The sequence below is a fragment of the Lentibacillus salinarum genome (assembly GCF_042679865.1).
Classification (GTDB): domain Bacteria; phylum Bacillota; class Bacilli; order Bacillales; family Amphibacillaceae; genus Lentibacillus; species Lentibacillus salinarum.
Map to the genome: position 1 here is coordinate 1 of NZ_JBHTNH010000007.1, position 21349 is coordinate 21349.

The window sequence follows — 21349 nt, forward strand, 5'->3', positions numbered from 1 at the left end:
ACCAAAAAAGAGGCGACCTCTGACCTGCATTAACATAATGTACAGGATTCTTTACAATTAAACCGCTAACCCCCATTTTCATTTATTGCGGTGTCTGACAAGACATGGGGGTTTTGAACAACCTCTAGAAGAAATATTAATTTGGCTTCGTATAATTTTTTATAAATGGACTTCCTTAAACAATGTTGAATAGGTATAATTTTAAACCATGGAGGGGCATTTCCATTAGCTATATACGATTCTTAAGGAGTTGTTTAGCGTGTCTACGGAAAGTAAAAAAGAGAATGTTGAAGTATGGGAAGACTTTGTCAATATTAAAGACCTGGTGTGGAGCCTCTTGATTTGTAGTATCACATCACTTGGGGGATATCTGGTAGCGCCGGAGGATCAGCAGCCACTGCTATTCGGACTGGTTGGTGCCGTTTTAGGCTTCATTATCAGCACAATCATCATTAAACCAAAACGGCAATTCAGTTATACAGATGAGGAGTAGGCATTATGGATATCGTTTTAATTTTGCAAATGGTTGTGGTGGCCATACTTGGAGCAGGTTTATATACGATTATTGGCATTGCGCCGGGGACGGATGAAACAGCCGTCCTTGCGCCTGTGACACTGGTTCTGGTCATTTCCGGTATGGAACCGATTCTCATTTTGACATTTTTTATCGCGGCCATTGTCGCGAAAAAATTGACCGACTCTATCCCGGTAGCGGTCGCAGGTATTCCGGGCGGTGTCATGTCAGCACCGATGGTTGATCATGCGATGGTTTTGAAAAAACATGGCAAACCTGATGTCAGTATCCGCAAAATGGCTTCCGGTTCGGTTATTGGGACGATCGTTTCCATTCCGCTTAGCTTGCTGTTGGCAACAGCATTGGTCCCATTGGCCGATGTGATTGAACAGTATTCCAGTCAGGTCTTCTTCTTCGGGGCGATTTTTCTGGCATTGATGGCCAAAAATCGCTGGTTCGCGGTATTGTCGATTGTGCCGTTTGCTTTTATCATTCAAGGTCTTCGCAACTTATACTGGGAGCTTGAGATTGTACCAGAGGACACGACTGTTTTTACATCATTTTTCCTCGGGATCACAATCGGACCGGTCATCTTAAAATTATTTGAATTGCTGAATGGCCGAATCAGAAGAAACCTACCGCGTTACGGCACTAAAAAGATTGTCATGCGCAAAGCAAAGGCGGAAAAAGGATTTCCGAATCCATTTAAAATTTTGGATAAAAATGAAACCATATCAAGTGCTGTCAGTTCAGTTTTTGGCGTGTTCACTTTTTTCATGAGTCCGGTCGGCATGACGATCTTTCTGGGTGAAACGATCGCCAGCCGCATCAAGGATCCAGTGAAGCGGGCATCCCGGGCGATTTCCAGCATGGACGGGCTGACAAATGCAGGTTATCTCGCTGGTACACTGGTTCCGCTGATTGCAATTGGCTATCCGCTCTCGCCGACGGCACTGGGACCGGGACACGCCTTGTTTAATGCGCCGCCAGTTTTCACATATGACCACAATCTGCATCATATTCTGTCGATGAATGATTTTGTCATTGCCACATTGATCGGAGCGGTTATTGCAATCAGTATCACCTTTTTTATAACCATCAAATATGCTCAGCCGATATGTGCCTTTGTATTCAAGCGCATCCCGCATGAGGCGATGCTTGGCTTGTTCTTCGGTCTTGTTTTGATGCTGGCGTATATGGATGCCGGTGCACTGAATATTGCGGGTGTTCTCATGATTGGTCTGATTGCCGGTTTTCTGCATCGAAAAGGTGTCAATTATGGTGTGCAATTCATGACATTGTATGCAGCTCCATGGCTGGTGGGCTTGATGTTTTAAAAGCTTTGTCATCAATGTGTTTGAAACCTTTGCACAGGATCATCGTATTACTGGCAGACAAGGAGGATATCCGTGCAAAAATTAGTCATTGGTTTTTGTCTGCTGGTTACGTGTTTAATGGCTGCCGGTTGTAGTGATGACGGTGTAGAAAACAAGGATGATGCTGATGTCAATGGTAAATGGACAGGGACCATTGAAATCCCGAATCAGCCGCTTGACATCATCGTAAACTTCAGCAAAAACGACGACTGGATCGGAACCATCAGTATTCCGGCTCAGGGCGTCAAGGAGTATCCGCTTTCCTCGGTGACGGTCGATGGAAGTGATGTTGCTTTTTTCATGGAAATACAGGGGCAGCAGATTGCGTTTGACGGTGAATTCAGCAACGCTGCCATTAAAGGCGACTTCAGCCAGCACGGACAGACCTTTCCATTTAATTTAACAAAAGGTGACCCAAAGGAAGAAAATGACGGGAATTTTCTTAGTGTGGAAACAGATGATGGAACACTTTATGGTGAACTGGAAAAACCTGATGGCGAAGATCCAACTCCGATTATGCTTATAATTCCTGGATCAGGGCAGACTGATCGCAATGGTAATTCGAGTGGCGTCCAGGGAGAGAACAATAGCCTTAAGCTTCTGGCTGAAGGATTGGCCGAACAGGGGATAGCCAGTGTGCGCTATGATAAGCGCGGTGTCGGAAAAAATTTGGAGGCGGCTATTCCGGAAAATGAGCTGGATTTCGATCAGTTTGTTGATGATGCGGCCAAATGGACTAAACTGTTGGCACAGGATGAAGGCTTTTCCAAAGTTGGTATCGTCGGCCATAGTCAAGGCTCATTGGTTGGTATGCTGGCTGCGCAAGGTAATCATGTGGATGCTTATATCTCACTTGCCGGAGCCGGTCGTTCGATTGATCACGTGCTCTATGAACAGCTGGAAGCCCAATTGTCCGGGGATTTGCTACAGGAAGCCGAAAGTATTCTGGAAAAACTGAAGCAGGGTGAAGAGGTGCAAGACGTGAGCCAGGAACTGCAAAGCGTCTTCCGGCCATCTGTTCAGGCGTTTACGTCCTCGTGGATGGCGTATGATCCCAGTGACGAAATCGCCAAATTGGATGTGCCTGTCTTGTTAGTCAATGGTGGCCATGATTTGCAGGTTCCGGTCAGCGAGGCGGAACTGCTGCATGAGGCTCGTCCAATAGCTGATCTGCTGATTCTTAAGGAAATGAATCATGTGTTAAAAGACGAACCGGCAGATGAACAGGGAAACATGGCGGCTTACAGCAATCCGGATCTTCCATTGGCAGAAGGGCTGTTGAAGGGGATAATGGAATTCCTAAGGGGAAAAGATTTTTTGGAATAAATGATAAATTATCGTTTCGGGTGTGTTATGGGGTACTAAATCAATGTTTTCACCTTAAGGAAATCAGGTTTTAGCTGCCTTAAATGAATAAATAATTTACTTTTGTTTATTCGTATTACCACTGGATTTCAGGTATAATTTATGAAAATACAAATGGTGGTGATGAAAAATGGGCTTTGTCGGTTATTATGGGGAAGATGGACCTTGGGACGAAGAAAAATTCGAATGGGAAATGAAAGAACTTGAGAAAGAAGAAGAACGATTAGCCAGGATAAGAAAATCTGAAGAGTTGCAGGAAATATACTTCCCGTTATTCAAAAAATGCGTTGATTATTTTTTCGAGCGAATGGAAAAATCAGATCGTATAGAGTTGGAGCGGGAATAAATTTTAAGGCAGAGGGGAGTGCAGACAATGGAGGATAAAAAGCCGATTCAACTGGATGATCGCATTCATTTAATCGATGGGTTTGATTTAGGTGTCGCAGAACGTACTGGCACATATGTGATTAATGAAAACGAATTAACATTAGTTGAAACCGGCCCCAGCCCGTCAGTGAAGTATATCAAAAAAGGGCTGGATGAATTGGGCCTTTCCCTTGATCAGGTGAAATACATCATTGTGACACACGTTCATCTTGATCATGCAGGTGGGGCGGGACTGTTATTGCAGGACTGTCCTAACGCGACAGTGGTTGTACATCCGCGCGGGGCCAGACATTTGGTGAACCCGGAAAAATTAGCAGCAGGAGCACGCGGTGTTTATGGTGACAGTTTCAGCGACCTGTTTGATCCGATTGTTCCGGTTCCTGAAGACCGCCTGATGGTTAAGGATGAGGGTGAAACGCTTAAGATTGGTAAGGGTTGCACATTGGAATTTTTGGATACACCTGGGCACGCTCGGCATCATTTCAGCATTTATGACCCAATCAGCAATGGCCTGTTCACCGGTGACACAGTAGGGGTCCGATATCAGCAGCTGATTGATGAAGGGATTGACTTCTTTCTGCCGTCCACATCACCAAACCACTTCGATCCGAATGCTATGTATGCGTCTATTAATCGCATTCGCCAAATGAATCTGGACAAAATTTATTACGGGCATTTTGGTATGACCGAGAATGTTAATCAAGCGCTTGATCAAGTATCGGAATGGCTGGATATTTTCGTTAGCATCGGGGAAGAAGCTGTGTCGGAAGGTAAAGGCTATGATGTGCTGGCTTCACGCATGCTGGAGCAAATCAAAGGTGATTTATCGATTAAAGGGCTGCGGACCAACCATGATGTCTACATCGTGCTGAATCTCGATATGCAAGTATGCGCCCTTGGTATGATTGATTACTTTAAAAAATTGAAGCAATAATAAAATGCCTGTCATGTGAAGTGGCAGGCATTTATGGTTTCAGCCAATTTTTGATGATGTCATTAACTTGTGCTTTATTGGCTGCGTTCAACAGGTAATCCAAATCCATTATTTCGGGATCATTTTGATGAATTTGAAACATTCGCTGTGCCCAGTGGTAATCGTCCGTCCAATCCGGATTTTTGGGGTGCGATACAACGGCGGACTCAAGTCTGTGAATAATCAGGTCTTCTACACCTATGACATTGATGTGGAGCCCGTTATCCAAATTCACGTCAATAACTTTTTCCCTATTCCCTTCCAAGTCGTTATCCGGTATTTTAATGGAAATCTCTAATTCCTGGTGATACCAGTTTCGTCCTTCCTTGATAAATCCAAGTTCATTGGTGAGTAGTTTATCGAATTTATCCCGCCCATCACTTATTTAGCCGCCAACGATTATCGGCTGAATGTTATCTTGCTGGAAGTACGCTGTTAATAAACCGCAAACTTGCACCATTCTTTCATGTTTGGAAAGATGTTTGAGATCCTGAAATGATGCTTTAAGATCACTCAGACGGATCATAGTACACCCTCCGATTACCAATTATTTTCATTTTCCCTTCCCGTTTTGCCCGCTTGACACTAGCCTTTGTGATTTCGGTTAAAGCTTTTTGTTCATCTTCTGATCGTGGTCTTGACCGTCTGATTCTTGGTTTTGCAGCTCGTTTTTCGTTTAGTCGAGCGTTAACTTTTTTGCGATTTTCAGCGATGTTTTTGTTAATTTGCGTTATGTTGACTGACCGCATTGGAGGTACCACCTCTTCGTTTATTATAAACATTATAACCAAAATTTTGGTATAATGTTCGATATAAAATGAAAATCGTGCAAATAAAAAAGTCAGGTCTTGCCTGACTTATCTGCTTCTTGTGTTTAACTCATGAAGCGTTACTTTAATGGTAGCCCGCACTTGTAATGAGTTGAATGTCTATTTCCGGTCTTCTGTCTTCATAAACGTCAGCACGGCAAAAAATACAAAACTCAGCAGCAAAATCGTGCCGCCGACGATAAAGAAGACGGTCACAAACCCATCAGCAAGGTCAAACGGACGGACATAATAAAGCCACATGCCGGTAGTCAAGCCGATAGCCCCGATAATCGCTGTCCAGACGTGCAGTGTGGCAATGATTGTTTTGGCGGGGGTGAAGATTTTGTAATAAACCGCCCAGGCAAATAAGGTCAGCCAGCCGACAACAAGAATGTGAGCGTGTACTGTCTTGAATGCCAGGCTGCCAGCACCGGCCATGTGTGAGCCTAAAAAGGCGCCGATCAAAGCGAATATGGCAGAAAATCTAAGTAAAACCTTACTATAATTTCTCAATTTAAACTCTCCTTTTGCGAGGATAAAAAGCGTTAATTGAACACCTACCCTTAAGTGTATGGCCTTTATATGAACAGAAGATGAACACCCTATTTCAATTCATGCATCTATAGAGAATTTACGCTTTGCGGATACATTTTCACGAGCTGGTTTTCAATCTTCACCAAAGCACCCTCCATTTCAGCTGCCTTGATTGCTTTGATTTTTTCTTTCGGATATTGACCGGCCATATGCTCATAACGCGGGTCATAGTAGTACTCGAGCAATAGCTGGACTGCTTGAGTGTAGTTTTCCTCCCTCAGATCTTCATCAATTTGTTTGGCAATTGGTGTATGGATCCGTTTTTTGATGCGGTCGAATGCTTCGAAGAATTGGTTGGGATGGTTCCAGGGCTGATAATCATCCAAAATGTTCAGGACTCTCTGTTCCATTGGCAAATCAATAAACAGTTGTGTACTTTGTTCCTTTTTATCATACAAAAACGCGGGTATGGTGACTTTACCGATTCGCCTGCTTTCACCTTCCATCAAAATAAACGGTGCATCGTGAAATTGACGCATTGCTTGTACGAGCTGCGATTCAAATTCTTTTTGGCTATTAGGACCAACACCAATATGACCGAAAATGGATCCTCTGTGCCCGGCCATTCCTTCGAGGTCGATGACCGGGTAGCCCTTTTCAGCCAGTTGATGCAGAAGCTTGGTTTTGCCTGTGCCGGTATTGCCGTTCATGACAACGATATCCGGTGGAAAATCTTCCTTTTCCAGTTCACTGATAACCCACTGCCGGTATGCACGAACCCCGCCCTGCAGTCGGTTCACTTCAATCCCCATCAAGTCGACGACTGTTGCGGCGGTTTTACTGCGCATACCACCGCGCCAGCAGAAGACGGTTATTGGTGTGTTAATCTGCTGAAATTTGCCGACGAATTCTGGCAATTTGGCCGACATAATCGCCAGTCCGCGTTCTTTGGCTGCCTCTTTGCCAACTTGCTTATACAGCGTGCCGACTTCCGCGCGTTCTTCATCGGTGAACACCGGTATGTTGACACTGCCGGGGATGGTCGTTTCGTTATATTCTTTCGGTGAACGCACATCAATGATGGTATGGTTTTCGCTATGCTGTTTTTCCAGCAACACCTGTAACGTTATATCGTGAAACATATTATCATCACTTTCTAATTAGTCAACTGTGATATGGCCATTGTTGCCATCTGCTACGTCGCCTATAATTGCTGCTTCGACACCTTTTTGTTGTAAGTCCGCCAAAAATGCTTCGGCATCACGGCTGTCCACTGATAGGAGCAGTCCGCCCGAGGTGACCGCATCACACAGAATATATTTGTCCAGCTGGCCGAGGTTCTCGGAAAATGTCACGCTATCTTTTACGTGGTCAAAGTTATTTTTGGTGCCCCCTGGTACAGAGCCTGCTTCAGCCAGTTCCTTCACCCTTGGCAGGACAGGGACCGCTTTTGAATCAATCCGAACTTCCACGTGACTGCCCGTAGCCATTTCCGATGCGTGGCCAAGCAGTCCGAATCCGGTCACGTCGGTACTGGCATTCACCTGGTAGTCTTTCATGGTTTCGGCAGCCGTTTTATTCAATGTGGTCATAACGTCTGTCACGCGATCAACTTCATCTTGTTCAAGCAGTCCGTTTTTCAGGGACGTGGTCATGATGCCGACCCCGATCGGTTTGGTCAAAATCAGCTTATCACCCGGTTTAGCGCTCGTATTTGCCCGGATGTTATCAGGATTTACAGTTCCCGTCACGGCTAGTCCGAATTTTGGTTCCTGATCATCGATTGAATGGCCGCCGACAAGCGATACGCCGGCCTCTTCCAGTTTATCACCGGCACCGCGCAGGATGTTTGCGAGAATGCCTTCGTCCAATGTGGAAATCGGAAACGCCACGATATTTAAAGCCGTGATTGGTGTTCCGCCCATGGCATACACATCACTGATGGCATTGGCGGCTGCTACCTGTCCAAATGCATATGGGTCATCGACAATCGGGGTGAAAAAGTCGGTTGTTTGAACAAGGGCCAGGTCATCAGTTAGTTGGTAGACACCCGCATCATCACTTGTATCCAGTCCGACAAGCAAATTCGGGTTTGGAGCGGTTTGTTTTGGAAGTGAGCGGAGGACATTTTCCAGATCGGCCGGGCCGATTTTGCAGCCGCAGCCACCTTTCGAGGAGAAAGACGTCAGTTTAACGGCATTTGCCATATCGATCATCCTTTCAACGAATTTATGATAATGTCCATTTTAGCATATACAAATGAGATATGCTTTTTAACGCGTATATAAATCGGCTGTTGACTTGTTAGTGTATTAATTATATAATACACCACATAGGATGTATTAGACACTTAATACACATTTTTTGCCCTGGGTGTATTAATCGGTTAACACAGATACATTCATCTGAAGAAACGGGAGCTGTGATTATGAATGTAAATTTTAATAAACGAGATCCGGTCTATGTGCAGGTCATTCGCCATTTTAAGGAGCAGATTGCGACTAGTGTATTTGAGCCGGGTCAGGAGATTCCCTCACGGCGTGAGCTGGCCAACCGATTGAAAATAAATCCGAATACCGCACAGCGGGCTTATAAAGAAATGGAGGAAGCGGGTTTGATTTATACGGAGCGGAATTTACCGAGTAAGATTACGAAGGACGAGAATATACTCAAATCGGTGAGGGAGGAATTGATCGTGGAAGCGGTCGATGATTTTGTGCGGTCAGTCCGTTCAATCGATGTTCCGGTTGAGGAAGTGCTGAATCTGGTAAAAGAAAAATATGAAAACGAAGGCGAAGTACAGGGGGATGAGACATGATTGAAGTAAACGATATCCGTAAAAAATTTGGCCGTAAACACGTGTTAAAAGGTGTATCCTTCACCGCGGAAAAGGGTGAAATCACATGCATTATCGGAATAAACGGTGTTGGCAAAACGACGATCATGAATGCGATTATGAACCTGACACCGCTCAATAGCGGTCAAATATTGATTAACGGTGAAACGATCAGTAAACAGGGTTATGAACAAATCACCTTCATTCCAGATGCCATTATTATGCAGCCAAATATGACAATAGCTGAAGCGATGCAGTTCATGGCTGATTTTTATGACAGCTGGAATCAGCAGCGTGCAACCGAATTACTCGATTTTTTTAAGCTGAAGGAACGTGAGAAAATCAATAACTTATCAAAAGGGAATCGGGCGAAAGTGAACCTGCTACTTGGCCTGGCCCTAGATGTTGACTATTTATTAATGGATGAGCCGTTTTCCGGGATCGATATCTTCAGCCGGGAACAGATTGCCGAGGTGTTCACGAGTCATCTGGTGGAAGACCGCGGCGTGATTATTACGACCCACGAATTTAACGATATTGAGCACTTGATAGATCAAGCGGTGATTCTCGATGACGGGAAAGTGTTAAAACAATTCAATAGTGAAGAAGTGAGAGAGACAGAAGGAAAGTCAGTGGTTGATGTGATGCGGGAGGTGTATCAGCAATGAATCGTTTTGTGAAACTCACAAACTTTGAGTTAAGCCGGTTTATGAAACTATATCTTGTGCTGGTTGCACTGACAATTATCGTCCAGATGGCAGGGGTGATTGTGACCGCTAATTCGTACATGGCGGAAGCAAATAAAATGATTTTTGAGGAAGGGTTATTATCACAGGCGCAATTTATCGAGCAATATGGTCCGATGTCCTTCCTGAATGTTGTTCACAGTCTATGGTTCATGGGCCCAATTGCTTTTTGTGCAGCCGCCTTATTATTTTATATTTTCATGATCTGGTATCGTGACTGGTTTGGTAAAAATACGTTTATTTATCGGCTGCTGATGCTGCCGACAGCCCGGCTGAATGTCTATCTGGCCAAAGCCGTATCGATTGTATTGATGGTGCTGGGACTCGTGTCGGTGCAGCTTATCATTCTGCCATTGGAAAATAGTGTCTTAAAGTGGCTGGTGCCGATTGATTTCCGAGCAGATATGACGGTTGGCCAGATTGTTAATTTGGATAATTACTTATCCATCCTTATACCGCAGACCTTTACGGAATTTATTCTGTATTATGGTGCCGGCTTTATGGCGGTATCCGTGCTGTTCACAGCTCTTTTAATCGAGCGCAGTTTTGGGTGGAAAGGGATAGTGCTCGGGATCGGATATACGGCACTTTCGGTTATCATTATGATCTCACCTCTTCTGGCCATTGCTTTTATGGATCATTACTACTTGTATCCGCTGGAAACGCTTGGTATGGAAATTGGACTGGGATTGTTGGTAACAGTCGGGTCCCTTTGGATGGGTCATTATTTACTGACGAGAAAAATAACGGTATGAGAGGAGTGATCGAATGAAACGGTATTGGCGATTAATTGCAGTTATATTGGTTGTTGTGTTGACGATCGGGACATTTTACGTCCAGTCAGCTATCACAGCGAATGGTCTGCCAGATATAACGGTAGAAAAAGTGAGTGGAAATGAAGACGAAATGAAGTCGGTCACGATAAGTGGCAGCTATAACCTGGGACGTCGCATCGGGGATCCCGTCCAAGTTGATAGCGACGGGTCAACATACAGCAGTGAACAGTCCCTTTTCGAACATTTTCGGAACAGATTTTTTAATGAAAGAGTCAATCAGATGCAGGAAGAATACCGTAGCTTCATGCGTGGTAAAGGTGGAAATGATGCTTCTTACCTTGAAACAGAAGATACACTAGCTTATGCGGATGTGATCAATCAGACGGTGCCCGGCCGGGATGAAATGGAATTGGACATTGCTGTTCTGGATAAAGCAAGTGATGAAGAAGCAGCATCATTTACGGTCCCATTGCCGAACAGGGCCAAGTATCGGCAAGTATACGTTGAAGATGTACAAATGACAGATAATGAATTGCGCGTTATAACGCGCAATTACCCAAGGGATGGCGGAGAAGAAGCAGCACACCTTTACCGCATCAATATCCCGGATGGGGAGATAACCGGTGAGGATAGGATAGCGTTGGTTGAAACTGGGGAAAATCAACAAACGTATGTTAACGTGGTATCCGCTTCGGATAGAACAACAGCACATGATACCATCATCTTCAAAAAAATGACCCGGTCGATTAGTGACGATCCTAATCGGGAGGCCGCTTCGGAGCAGCCGGCTGAAGAAAGTGTGGAATATATCGTTTACAAGCCGGAAACAGAAGAGACGAGATCCCTGGACCTTCCGGGAGCGTTAGCGGATCAAGAAATTTTAGACCGCGACAACACAGCGCTTTACTTCATAGACGAACAACAAATCGTGCAGTATGATTTGGAAACAGAACAAATCAGCAGCGAAACAGAGGTGCCGTCGTTTGATAAGGAAGCGGAAAAGCGGGGAGGCGCTATACGCATCTGGGATGATAAGGCCTATATGCTGACACGTAACGAGCAAGCCCCTGAGCGTGTCGTTGTGCTTGATTTAAAATCCGGCGATACCCTGTATGAAGGAAAGATTAAGCTTGATAAGCCTGTCGATGAGAATGCTTCCCTAGATCTTTATGAATTATCGATTGAGTAATATGAGCGCCTGCTTCATCCGGTTGAAGCAGGCGCTCATATTTTTGGTTAGGAGGTTTGCGAAATGACTCTATCAGGAGCTGACATGACAACGAATGTGATGTAAGCCGGTGGTCAGCCGGCTTTCAAAGGGTAAAATTCATGGGTGTGTGCTCTCAACAAGGCCTTGTATCGATTACTATATGTTATGTCGAGCGTATCAAGTTGAATCGGCATTTCTACTAAGAGATTTGCGTATTTTCATAGTATTACGGGCAGATGACATATTTCTTCAGGAAAGGCGATAATGGTACAAATAGTGGGTAAACGCTGAATAAGATTCAGTGCATATTTATGTGTACTGCTTCATACATATGTACATAGTGTTATTGTGCGTTCTCCAGAAATATGTCATATGAATGGAGGGGACCGTGGTGAACGATATAACCGCCATCTTTATCCATTATTCTGATCCAACGGCACTGTCTAAAGCGCTCATGTCGTTAAATTCGATTCGCTCCAGGATGAAAGGAGTTATCGTCTTTCAACAAGGAAAGGGCGGTATTAAACGGGTGCCTGAGGTTGATTGGTCTGATCGGATTCGATTGATACCGATTGAAGATCAGGACGAAGGGGACCTATTGCAGGATACCATCAACATGATCGATACGCCTTATGTGCTATGGCTGAGCGGCACGGATTATCTTTCATCTGCCCTAACACCTGACTTTTTGCAGCTTGCCGGGGATCAGTCTGTTTTAGGTACTGTTAAACATCATCGCAACATCACCATCCAGCAACCTTTACTTGTTTGCACGTCATTTTTAAAACAGCATCCCTTGCTCTCATCTTCCGAGCTGCCATTCAAGGAAGCACGACTCCCTGCCTGGCTTTCCCGGGTGCCAGATTCTGAGAAATTTTTTAAGGATGGTTTGGTCAAGGAGGCGAGGATAAGCAACGCCAAAAGCACAATCGAAAAGCAAATGTTTATCGAAAAGTATCAGCTGAGAAAAGCGGATACTAAACATCCCAGCCTTTCAATTATTATGTCAGCTTACAATATGGAAGCCTATGTCCAAACGGCTGTTAGCTCTTGCCTGATGCAAAACGAACAAGTGGAGCAGTTATTGATCATCGATGATGGCTCAACGGACAATACGTGGCAGCGTCTCAAGCGTTATCGTGATCATCCACGGGTGTACATGTTCAGCAAAGGAAATGGCGGGAAAGCAAGAGCCTTGAACGCTCTGCTGCCGCATGCCACGTCTGATTTCATATTGGAGCTTGATGTGGATGATTGGCTCGATCCCGATGCGGTTTCCACTATCAAACAACAGCTGGCTGGTCTACCGGATGATGTAGCGGTCGTGTACGGCAATTTCAGAAAGTGGAAGCAACTGCAAGATGATGTCCTGTTTAAAGGGATTGCCAAAGGGACGGCTGTCAGGGGACGGAAAGATCTGCTTGCTTACCGTTTTCCGCTCGGACCGCGAATCTACCGCACATCTGTGTTAAAAAAGGACGGTGGCTTCCCGGTTATTGACTTTGCAGAAGGCAGGCTTTATGAAGATATCAGTGTGTTGAACCGGTTAATAAAACATCACCGGTTTCAGTATCGCGATTTCACTGTATACAATATCCGTGAACACACGGAAAGTATTACCAGACAATACCACGCCAGCTGGCAGGACTTTTTAGAAACCCTCGAAGAATAAAGAGAACAATGGCCGTTTCCTAACCATTGTTCGCCAGAAAATTGTTTATCGTGTTAATGATATAGTCCTGTTTTTGGAACGAGAGCATCGGGTAAATCGGCAGCCCCAAAATTCGTTTAGCTGCTCTTTCAGCAATCGGGAAGTCACCTTTCTGATAACCAAGATAATCGAAAGCTGGCTGCAAATGTAGTGGAACGGGATAATAAATCGCTGAGTCAATCCCACTTTGGTCTAATACTGAAGCCAGTTCATCCCGTTCAGCCAGTTCAACACAATATTGATGAAAGGTGTGTTCCTGTTCCTGAGCCACTGCGGGTGTTTTCAGTAGACGGTGCAGGTTTTCGGTATACCTGTTGGCGGATTCCTTTCGTTTATGCAGGAAAATATCCAAATAATATAATTTAACAAGTAAAACAGCTGCCTGCATTTCATCAAGTCTGCTGTTCATACCGATGGCTGAATGATGGTATTTTTTCGTACTACCATGGTTACGGAGCCCGCGAATTTTTTCATAAAGTTCTGGTTGATTGGTTGTTACTAATCCGGCATCTCCAAACGCGCCGAGATTTTTTGACGGAAAGAAGGAGAAACAGCCAATATCACCGATTGATCCGACCCGTTTGCCGTTATATTCCGTTCCGATGGCTTGGCAGGCGTCTTCGATCACCCGTAAATCATAATTGTCGGCAATTCGCATTATTTCCTGCATGTTAGCAGCCTTGCCATACAGATGAACAACCATGATGGCCTTCGTGTTTTGGGTGATGGCTTTCTCAATGCTAGCCGGATCAATATTGTACGTGTCTTTTTCGATATCAGCAAACACCGGCCTGGCACCGACTTGTGCAATCGCCCCGGCCGTAGCAAAAAACGTGAACGGTGTTGTGATGACATCATCGCCCGGCCCAATAGCCAATGCCTTCAGGGAGAGCTCCAAAGCGTCCGTGCCGCTCGCTGTGCCGATTCCGTAGGTGCTTCCGATATAGTCGGCTACTTGTTTTTCCAGTTGTTCACCCTTCTCACCTAATATATATTGGCCGCTGTCAACCACATCAGTCATTTTGTCTAAAATCGGTTCCCTGATGAATGTCAACTCTTCCGTTAAATCAACCATCGGGATTCGGTCCCATTCAATTTGAGTCAAGACGGCCACCTCCTTTATTGCCGATCTCTGCATACTTGATGCCCAGCCGGGAAATGGCGTTTTTATTCAATTGATTCCGTCCGTCCAAAACAAGCTGACAATTGGTAAACTGGCTGAAGTCGAGATCACGATATGCCTCATGAAAAGCCTGCAGAATGACAACATCCATTTCCGAACAGCGCCGATCATTTAATGATAGCGGTGTGGCGTCGTACTGCCTGATGTCACGATCAGAAAATAAGGGATCATTGACAAATGGGTGTGCTCCCTTTTCTTTAAGCTGGTCGATCAGCATCAGGGCCGTTGATTTGGTTGGCTCTTTTACATTTCCCCGATAGGATAACCCCAAAATAAGAATCGTTTTGTCGCTTAATGATCCGATCTGCTGTTCAATTCTGGTAATGGCATAGCCCGCCATGCTGTCATTGATTTTTCTGGATAAAGGGGTCAGGCCCTCACTTAAGCCTTTGTTTATGAAAAAATACGGATAGATTGGAATGCAGTGTCCTCCAACACCAATGCCGGGAGAATGGATGTTGGAATAAGGCTGACTGTTGCTGGCACTTAACACTTCCGCCATATTGACACCTTTTTTTTCTGCAAACATGGCCAATTCATTGGCTAGTGCAATATTGACGTCACGATAGACACACTCGGCTACCTTGGAGAATTCGGCTGTTTGCAGTGAACTCACTTCAATTAATTCGCAGCCAAGGGTCTTTTGATAAAAGGTCGAAGCATGTTTAAGGCTCTTTTCGTTAATTCCGCCGATGACTTTCGGATAATGCTTTAAATCGTGGATAATCCGATTGGAATAGACCCGTTCAGGGCTATAGGCAAGAAAGAAGTCTTGGCCGGGACGCAACCCCGAAATGTCTTCTATCTTTTTACCGAATCGATTTTCAGAATCTCCGGGGGGAAGCGTTGTTTCAAAAATCACCAACGAATCTTCTTTAATGCCTTTAGCTATATCCGCGACGGCATGATCGATCATGTGATAATCTGTCTGGTTTTGGTCATCTGTTAAAACCGGGACAATCACAACGATTGTGTCCGCTTCAGCAACGGCCTCGGCAGTGGCTGTTGTAGCGGACAATGTATTATTTTTATGGGCCGTTGCAATAAGCTCATCTAATCCCGGTTCGTTGTTAATATGCGTTTTTCCCTGATTAACGGATGCGACGACATCGTGGTTGATGTCCGCGCCGACAACATGATAGCCGTTATTGGCAAAAATAGCTGCTAGGGGTAAACCGATTTTTCCGAGTCCTACAACGGCTACAGTTGATGTGGGTGGGTTTTGATCAATGCGCATATGATAACCTCATTTCTTTATAAACTCAAAACGATATACCCAATTTTATGCTGATAAAATGGCTCATGACTGTGCTTGTGCTTGATACGGCCGTATTTTGATTAAACCGCTTATGACCTGTCTTTGGCTAAACGGTCATAAACTGCGTACAGTCGTTTCGCCATGTGCTCCCAGCTGAAATGAGCTTCCATCGCCTGCCGGGCATTGAGGCTCATGGTGCGGATTTTGTCGCGGTTGGCATCAAGAAAATGAAGCGCCTGAACATAATCGTCGGCCGTTGCTTGTTGCTTGGGAACAACATGGCCGCATTGATACGTTTCAACAAATGTTTGCATATCTTTGCTTTGATTGGCTAAAACGGGCACACCATTGTTTAAATAACTGAAAAACTTGTTAGGCATTGCAAACCGCTGATTAAGTGAATGGGCTGTGTCCAGGTCGATCCAGCCCAAATCGGCCCCCTTCATCACGGAAGGAATCGCGTCATAACCTATCCACCCGGTGAAATGGACGTTTTCCTGTAAGTGGGGCGGAATCAGGTGTTTTAGGTCCTGATCGGCAGCTTTTTCACCTCCGATGATGATGAGGTTGAGTCGAAGTGTTTTGTGGCACTGTTCCAGAATGTCAATCAATTTATGAAAGCTGCCTCTGTTTTGATTCATTACCCCTTCGTAGGCGATGGTGAGTCCTTTTTTGTATCCTTGTCCCGGATGGTGGTCAGGTGTTAAAGGCGGCGCGTTATAAATAACTTCAGTTGGCAGATAGGGATTGATTGAACGGTACCATGATTTGATGGATGATGAGACGGTGATCACATAGTCCAACTCGTTCAGCATAAGCTTAAGCATTTGTTTCTTGGTGTTATAAATGTTTTGCGGTTGCTCGATTAGGGGGTCCGGATCCAATTCATGGCTGTCATAGATCAGTTTGGTTTGCTTTCCTTCTACAGCTAGGGCACGTTTGATGCCAATGCCTGAATAAAGGGAAAAAAACTCATGCGCATGGTAGTAATCAGCCTTTTGTTCAATGCCCAATTGTGTCAGCTGGTCGGTAAAACGATGATGGTGACCGGATTGAAGGTTGTGGTTGAGTTCTTTGATCCGTTTCTCAGGATGACGTTGCTCATAGGTTATGACGTTAATGCCTTCATGACCAAATACCGATGACCTGAATTGCTCATAAAAAATGCTGCCATCCACATCAAATAAATACCCCTTTTTCCTCGGGACGATCATGGTGACCTGATAGCCTTGTTGGTGTAAACTTTTCGCTTCCTTTTTAAAAATGCGCGCATCTAAAAACGGGTGCTCAGATACTAAAAAACAGACATTGTGATCCATTATTTTCCTCCTGCTGCAAGTTATCACGGTTTTTTAGTTTTATTCCATGGTATTGAGCATGGTGAGAAAACGTGTGTGTCAACGTCGGATCATCCTTTTGGCATGACGAATAGAATAGATTAATCGCATTGTCAGAAAGGGGAAAGGCTATGAAACTAATAACGATTACCGGTACAAGGCCTCAATTTATAAAAGCTGGCATGTTATCCAAGTTGTTTAGAGCCATGTCAGCGATTGACGAAATCATCGTGAACACCGGCCAGCATTATGATGACAATATGTCCACCGTGTTTATTGATCAATTGCAGCTGCCGGCACCAGACTATGATCTGGGGATAGGCTCCGGTTCTCACGGAAAACAAACGGCCGGCATGCTGACGAAACTGGAGGATGTCATGATGGCTGTGAAACCGGATATGGTGTTGGTGTATGGCGATACAAATTCGACACTCGCCGGAAGTCTGGCAGCATCAAAGCTTCATATTCCGGTTGCGCATGTGGAAGCTGGGCTGCGCAGTTTTAATAAAAAGATGCCTGAAGAAATTAACCGTATCGTGGCGGATCACGTATCTGATTGGCTGTTTTGCCCTTCGGAAACGGCTGTCAGTAATTTAAGACGGGAAGGTATTGAAAAGGGGGTCTATCGAACAGGTGATATCATGTATGATGCTGTCGTCCATTTTAAACCAGTGGCACTCGACTATTCCTCGATACGAAGGGACCTATCACTCCGGGAAAATGATTACTATTTGGCAACCGTTCACCGCGCGGAAAACACAGACGATCCCCAACGCTTACGATCTATTCTGGAAGCCTTAAACCAATTACACAAAAAGGTTGTCATTCCCATGCATCCCAGGACGAGACGCAAAATGGATGAATACCAGCTAATGGGCAATATAGCGCGTTCGTCGATAACCATCGTGAATCCACTCAATTATTTCGACATGCTAGCCCTTACTTCCGGTGCACGTGCGATTTTAACGGACTCCGGCGGGCTGCAGAAGGAGGCTTATATGCTCAGAGTACCTTGTATAACGCTGAGAGATGAAACGGAGTGGCCAGAAACGGTGCATGCCGGTTGGAATCAACTAACGGGTGCTGATACACAAAAGATTGCGGATACGCTTCAAGCGCTCCAGGTTCCCAACGAGCATCCACCACTTTTTGGAGATGGCAAAGCCGCACGAACCATAGCTGAAATTCTGATAAAAGAATGCAGTACTTAATAAGATGCCTATCATGCTAGAATGATGAAATGTACCATGCTGTCAGATTAAAAGAGGTGCCCTGCCTGGCACCTCTTCTATAATTGGTGATAAAGATCAATATACCGGTTCACCACGTTAGCGGTACTATGATGCTGTTTGACATATGCCCTTCCTTTAACCCCCAGCTCCTTCCATTGATCCGGCCGGCTGATTAAATCATGTAAAACAGCCGTGATGGTATGCGGTGTGGCGTTCACAATCGGCATTCCGGCCGGGTATTGATTGACCAGATCCTCTCTTATATAGCAGATAACCGGTTTACCCAAAGCCATCGCTTCAGTACTAAGATAACCGGGTGAGCCAATCCGCAATTGATCGATCACGATATCCGCCCTTGCCAACAGGTCCATTGTTTCTTGATGGTCCATCCCTTCAATTAGCCGGAAGTCAAATGCAACGCCAGCATTTTCCAACTGTTCAACGGCTTCCTGGATGAATTCAGTCCCCTTTAACTGACGTTTAGTCGGGGCATGCACGATGAGCGGTTTTGTCTTTCCCTTGGGGTAGCGGGGCTGAAGACTGCCAATATCGACAATATGAGGGATAACATGTGTTTCGTGATAGTAATCTTTAATATAGGATTCGATTTCATAGTCGAGTGCAATCGCATGGTCAATGTAATGGGATAGGGTGGTTAAATTTTCTCTGATCTTTTCCTCGCTCCATTCCGGTTTAACCCGGACAAACGGATTTTTGGTTTTCGCCGCGGATAATAGACGTGCATCAGACCCACGGTGGTGGGCCACCAGTTTCTTACCCGCTTTTTTCAATATTTCCAGATCACGTTTGTCCGGAAAAAATGTGCCTCCGAAGTGAAAGTGAAAGATATCATATTCCTTTATTGCGTTGTTCATATATTTCTTGATTTTTCCTTCCCGCAAATGGTTTGGCACTTTCTCTAGGTTCAGGCAAACATCTGATTCAAAGTTGTACCGATTACCATAGAAATGACAGGCTGTTGCTTTAATGCCTTTCGAACGGAGTGCCCGGCATAAGTTGATCATGGGTAATCCGCCTTCAGGAATATGCAATACGCGCAACGTTTTCACCCTTTCTGTTTAATACGTGTCATGTCTGTTAATTGACAGAGAGCCAATGGTAAATATTAAACAATCGTTTCTCCATTTTTTCCCACGAATAAATTTTCTCCATTGCTTTACGGCCGTTTTGACTCATCTCCTGTAACGTATTCCGATGTTGATGCAAATAGAGAAACACGTCCGCATAGTCTTGCGGTGTGGGTTCTGTTTTATCAATCACATAACCACACTTGTGTTGACGGATAAAGCGTTCCATTTCCTGACATTTATTGGTGACAACGGGGACGCCGCTATTAAGATAACTGAAAAATTTATTCGGCAGTGAGTAATCTTGATTAAGAGAACGTTCGACATCACTTAAGTCAATCCATCCGATATCAACATCCTGCATATGCTGTGGAATGGTGTGGTAATCGACCCACCCGGTTAACGTGATCGTCCGCCTAAGATGATTTGGTATCACCACCGAACTGCCATGTTGTTTTCCGCCGATAATTTTGAATTGAAAATCAGTTTTCGCCGCACATATTTCTGAAATGTGAATGATTTTGTTCTGACTTCCTTTCCGGTCGTCGATGTTTCCTTCATAACCAACGCTTAACCTGTCGGAATGAAACGATTTAGGCTGCTGGTTTTTGTTGAGCGGCGGGGAATTATAAATGACTTCCACCGGCAATCCGGGCATATGGGACTGATACCAGGCCTTAATCGACTCGGAAACCGCTATGACATAATCCACGTCCTGCAGCATGACCAAGAGTTGTTGCTTCAACAGCTTTCTTTTTTCCTCCGAGTTTCTTGGGTGCAAAGGATCAGGCGTCAGCTCATGGCTATCGTAAATTAATTTGACATCTTTTCCTTTCTTTTTCTTCATCAACCGTTTGATGCCAACACCCGCAAACAGTGACAGGTACTCATGGGTATGATAGATGTCAGCATCTTCCTGGATGGCAAGTTGTGTTAAAGGGTTATGAAAACCTTGACGTTCCCACATCTGTTCGTCATTCAGTACTTTATTCAAGGGCCGTCTGCTGTTTTCCGCATTGTAGGTGACAATTTTGATGCCTTCATGGGTAAACACTTTACTCCGGAATTGTTTTTTAAAAGGGGTACCATCAATGTCAAATAAATGTCCGTTTTTCTTTGGGACAATCATCGTGACACGGTATCCTTTTTTCTGCAGGCTTTTTGCTTCTTTCTTAAAAATTCTGGCGTCCAAAAATGGATGATAGGCAACGACCATACAAATTTTTTTAGCCATGACAATCCACCTTTCCTGCTTGTTCATTCCTTGTTGGGATTGTGAGGTATCTTTTCGACAAAACAGCGACAGACTGATGTCCATCGCTTTTTATTTCCATTAAGGGTTAAGTTTTTTCGCAGGAACGCCTGCAACCGTGACGGCATCACTTATATCTTTCGTTACGGCAGCCCCGGCGCCGATGATACTGTTGCGGCCAATTGTCACACCGGGCAGCAATGACGCATTATTACCGATTTTCGCTCCCGTTTTAATATAGGGACCATTCAGGGTAACGCTTTGAGCTCCCATATATTTATCATTCGCCATGGATACACACGGCCCGATAAAAACATCGTCCTCCAATGTTGTATCCCCGGTTACATAGGCTTGTGTCTGAATGGTGCAGGATTTTCCGATTCTGGTATTTAATTCGACAATCGCTGCTCTCCCGACCACTGACGCATCACCAATCGAGACATTCTCCCGGATACTTGCGTGATCACCGACAAAGACGTTTTTACCGATACGTGTCCCGGCGTAGACAGACGCCAAGTGCCCAATCGTCGTACCCGTCTGAATCGTTAGCTGATCTCCTCTGTCAGCGACGTTTCGCATTCGCTGGTTGACCGCTGGTTTAATGCCAAGGACACAATTGCTGCCAATGGTGACATCATCACCAATCTGAGTGCCTTTTAGAATGGTCGTATTATGGCCGATCGTCACATTCTCCCCTATGACAACGTCTTTCTCAATGACGACATGCTTTCCGATTTGTGCTGTTTCGGGAACAGAAGACAA

General features: G+C 44.9%; 23 protein-coding genes. 11 read left to right on the plus strand and 12 right to left on the minus strand.

The window, feature by feature from the left end; genetic code table 11:
* The first annotated feature begins 259 nt into the window (after positions 1-259).
* From ACFQ4A_RS05440 to ACFQ4A_RS05460, 5 genes are all read left to right on the plus strand, one after another.
* On the plus strand, positions 260-493 hold the full coding sequence (locus ACFQ4A_RS05440) for a hypothetical protein (RefSeq protein ID WP_382398387.1): 234 nt from the start codon (positions 260-262) through the stop codon (positions 491-493).
* A 5-nt stretch (positions 494-498) separates the two neighbouring features.
* Positions 499-1851, plus strand: a complete 1353-nt coding sequence (locus ACFQ4A_RS05445) for a tripartite tricarboxylate transporter permease (protein WP_382398389.1) — start codon at positions 499-501, stop codon at positions 1849-1851.
* Positions 1852-1923: 72 nt separating this feature from the next.
* Positions 1924-3216, plus strand: a complete 1293-nt coding sequence (locus tag ACFQ4A_RS05450; RefSeq protein ID WP_382398391.1) for an alpha/beta hydrolase — start codon at positions 1924-1926, stop codon at positions 3214-3216.
* Positions 3217-3385: 169 nt separating this feature from the next.
* Entirely contained in the window at positions 3386-3601 is a 216-nt protein-coding gene (locus ACFQ4A_RS05455; RefSeq protein WP_382398393.1) for a hypothetical protein, read from the plus strand.
* Between the two features lie 27 nt (positions 3602-3628).
* Positions 3629-4576 (plus strand): MBL fold metallo-hydrolase, encoded by a 948-nt coding sequence (locus ACFQ4A_RS05460; protein WP_382398395.1) that lies wholly within the window; start codon positions 3629-3631, stop codon positions 4574-4576.
* A 31-nt stretch (positions 4577-4607) separates the two neighbouring features.
* Here ACFQ4A_RS05460 and ACFQ4A_RS05465 read toward each other — a convergent pair whose 3' ends face one another.
* The 6 genes from ACFQ4A_RS05465 to selD all read right to left on the minus strand — a co-directional run bounded on the left by ACFQ4A_RS05465 (position 4608) and on the right by selD (position 8165).
* Positions 4608-4850 carry a hypothetical protein gene (locus ACFQ4A_RS05465; RefSeq protein ID WP_382398397.1) on the minus strand — a complete coding sequence of 81 codons (243 nt, stop codon included), beginning with the start codon at positions 4848-4850 and terminating at the stop codon, positions 4608-4610.
* 150 nt (positions 4851-5000) lie between these two features.
* On the minus strand, positions 5001-5141 hold the full coding sequence (locus ACFQ4A_RS05470) for a hypothetical protein (protein ID WP_382398399.1): 141 nt from the start codon (positions 5139-5141) through the stop codon (positions 5001-5003).
* Positions 5125-5364 carry a hypothetical protein gene (locus ACFQ4A_RS05475; RefSeq protein WP_382398401.1) on the minus strand — a complete coding sequence of 80 codons (240 nt, stop codon included), beginning with the start codon at positions 5362-5364 and terminating at the stop codon, positions 5125-5127. Before ACFQ4A_RS05475 ends, ACFQ4A_RS05470 begins: the two co-directional genes overlap by 17 nt.
* Positions 5365-5544: 180 nt before the next feature.
* The gene (locus ACFQ4A_RS05480; RefSeq protein ID WP_382398403.1) at positions 5545-5937 is read right to left on the minus strand and encodes a hypothetical protein; all 393 of its coding nucleotides are present in this window, start codon (positions 5935-5937) and stop codon (positions 5545-5547) included.
* Between the two features lie 107 nt (positions 5938-6044).
* On the minus strand, positions 6045-7100 hold the full coding sequence (mnmH, locus tag ACFQ4A_RS05485) for a tRNA 2-selenouridine(34) synthase MnmH (RefSeq protein ID WP_382398405.1): 1056 nt from the start codon (positions 7098-7100) through the stop codon (positions 6045-6047).
* 18 nt (positions 7101-7118) lie between these two features.
* Positions 7119-8165, minus strand: coding sequence for a selenide, water dikinase SelD (gene selD, locus ACFQ4A_RS05490; RefSeq protein WP_382398407.1), 1047 nt, complete (start codon positions 8163-8165; stop codon positions 7119-7121).
* Between the two features lie 221 nt (positions 8166-8386).
* On the opposite strand from selD, the gene ACFQ4A_RS05495 reads away from it, so the two are divergent.
* From ACFQ4A_RS05495 to ACFQ4A_RS05515, 5 genes are all read left to right on the plus strand, one after another.
* Entirely contained in the window at positions 8387-8776 is a 390-nt protein-coding gene (locus ACFQ4A_RS05495) for a GntR family transcriptional regulator (protein ID WP_382398409.1), read from the plus strand.
* The gene (locus ACFQ4A_RS05500; RefSeq protein ID WP_382398411.1) at positions 8773-9462 is read left to right on the plus strand and encodes an ABC transporter ATP-binding protein; all 690 of its coding nucleotides are present in this window, start codon (positions 8773-8775) and stop codon (positions 9460-9462) included. The genes ACFQ4A_RS05495 and ACFQ4A_RS05500 overlap by 4 nt, the downstream gene beginning before the upstream one ends.
* Positions 9459-10295, plus strand: a complete 837-nt coding sequence (locus ACFQ4A_RS05505; protein ID WP_382398413.1) for a hypothetical protein — start codon at positions 9459-9461, stop codon at positions 10293-10295. The genes ACFQ4A_RS05500 and ACFQ4A_RS05505 overlap by 4 nt, the downstream gene beginning before the upstream one ends.
* 13 nt (positions 10296-10308) lie before the next feature.
* A complete protein-coding gene (locus ACFQ4A_RS05510; RefSeq protein WP_382398415.1) occupies positions 10309-11505 on the plus strand; it encodes a hypothetical protein in 1197 nt (398 codons plus the stop codon).
* A gap of 412 nt (positions 11506-11917) precedes the next feature.
* Positions 11918-13198 (plus strand): glycosyltransferase family 2 protein, encoded by a 1281-nt coding sequence (locus tag ACFQ4A_RS05515; protein ID WP_382398417.1) that lies wholly within the window; start codon positions 11918-11920, stop codon positions 13196-13198.
* A gap of 19 nt (positions 13199-13217) precedes the next feature.
* On the opposite strand, the gene ACFQ4A_RS05520 is transcribed toward ACFQ4A_RS05515, so the two are convergent.
* The 3 genes from ACFQ4A_RS05520 to ACFQ4A_RS05530 form a co-directional block, all read right to left on the minus strand.
* Positions 13218-14342 carry a DegT/DnrJ/EryC1/StrS family aminotransferase gene (locus ACFQ4A_RS05520; protein WP_382398419.1) on the minus strand — a complete coding sequence of 375 codons (1125 nt, stop codon included), beginning with the start codon at positions 14340-14342 and terminating at the stop codon, positions 13218-13220.
* The gene (locus ACFQ4A_RS05525) at positions 14329-15657 is read right to left on the minus strand and encodes a nucleotide sugar dehydrogenase (protein ID WP_382398421.1); all 1329 of its coding nucleotides are present in this window, start codon (positions 15655-15657) and stop codon (positions 14329-14331) included. Before ACFQ4A_RS05525 ends, ACFQ4A_RS05520 begins: the two co-directional genes overlap by 14 nt.
* 110 nt (positions 15658-15767) lie before the next feature.
* Positions 15768-16997 carry a glycosyltransferase gene (locus ACFQ4A_RS05530; RefSeq protein WP_382398423.1) on the minus strand — a complete coding sequence of 410 codons (1230 nt, stop codon included), beginning with the start codon at positions 16995-16997 and terminating at the stop codon, positions 15768-15770.
* Between the two features lie 149 nt (positions 16998-17146).
* On the opposite strand from ACFQ4A_RS05530, the gene wecB reads away from it, so the two are divergent.
* Positions 17147-18226, plus strand: coding sequence for a non-hydrolyzing UDP-N-acetylglucosamine 2-epimerase (gene wecB / locus ACFQ4A_RS05535; RefSeq protein WP_382398425.1), 1080 nt, complete (start codon positions 17147-17149; stop codon positions 18224-18226).
* A 77-nt stretch (positions 18227-18303) separates the two neighbouring features.
* Here wecB and ACFQ4A_RS05540 read toward each other — a convergent pair whose 3' ends face one another.
* From ACFQ4A_RS05540 to ACFQ4A_RS05550, 3 genes are all read right to left on the minus strand, one after another.
* Positions 18304-19317, minus strand: coding sequence for a glycosyltransferase family 4 protein (locus tag ACFQ4A_RS05540; RefSeq protein ID WP_382398427.1), 1014 nt, complete (start codon positions 19315-19317; stop codon positions 18304-18306).
* Positions 19318-19345: 28 nt separating this feature from the next.
* Positions 19346-20569, minus strand: a complete 1224-nt coding sequence (locus tag ACFQ4A_RS05545) for a glycosyltransferase (protein WP_382398429.1) — start codon at positions 20567-20569, stop codon at positions 19346-19348.
* A gap of 99 nt (positions 20570-20668) precedes the next feature.
* Positions 20669-21349 carry a DapH/DapD/GlmU-related protein gene (locus tag ACFQ4A_RS05550; RefSeq protein WP_382398431.1) on the minus strand — a complete coding sequence of 227 codons (681 nt, stop codon included), beginning with the start codon at positions 21347-21349 and terminating at the stop codon, positions 20669-20671.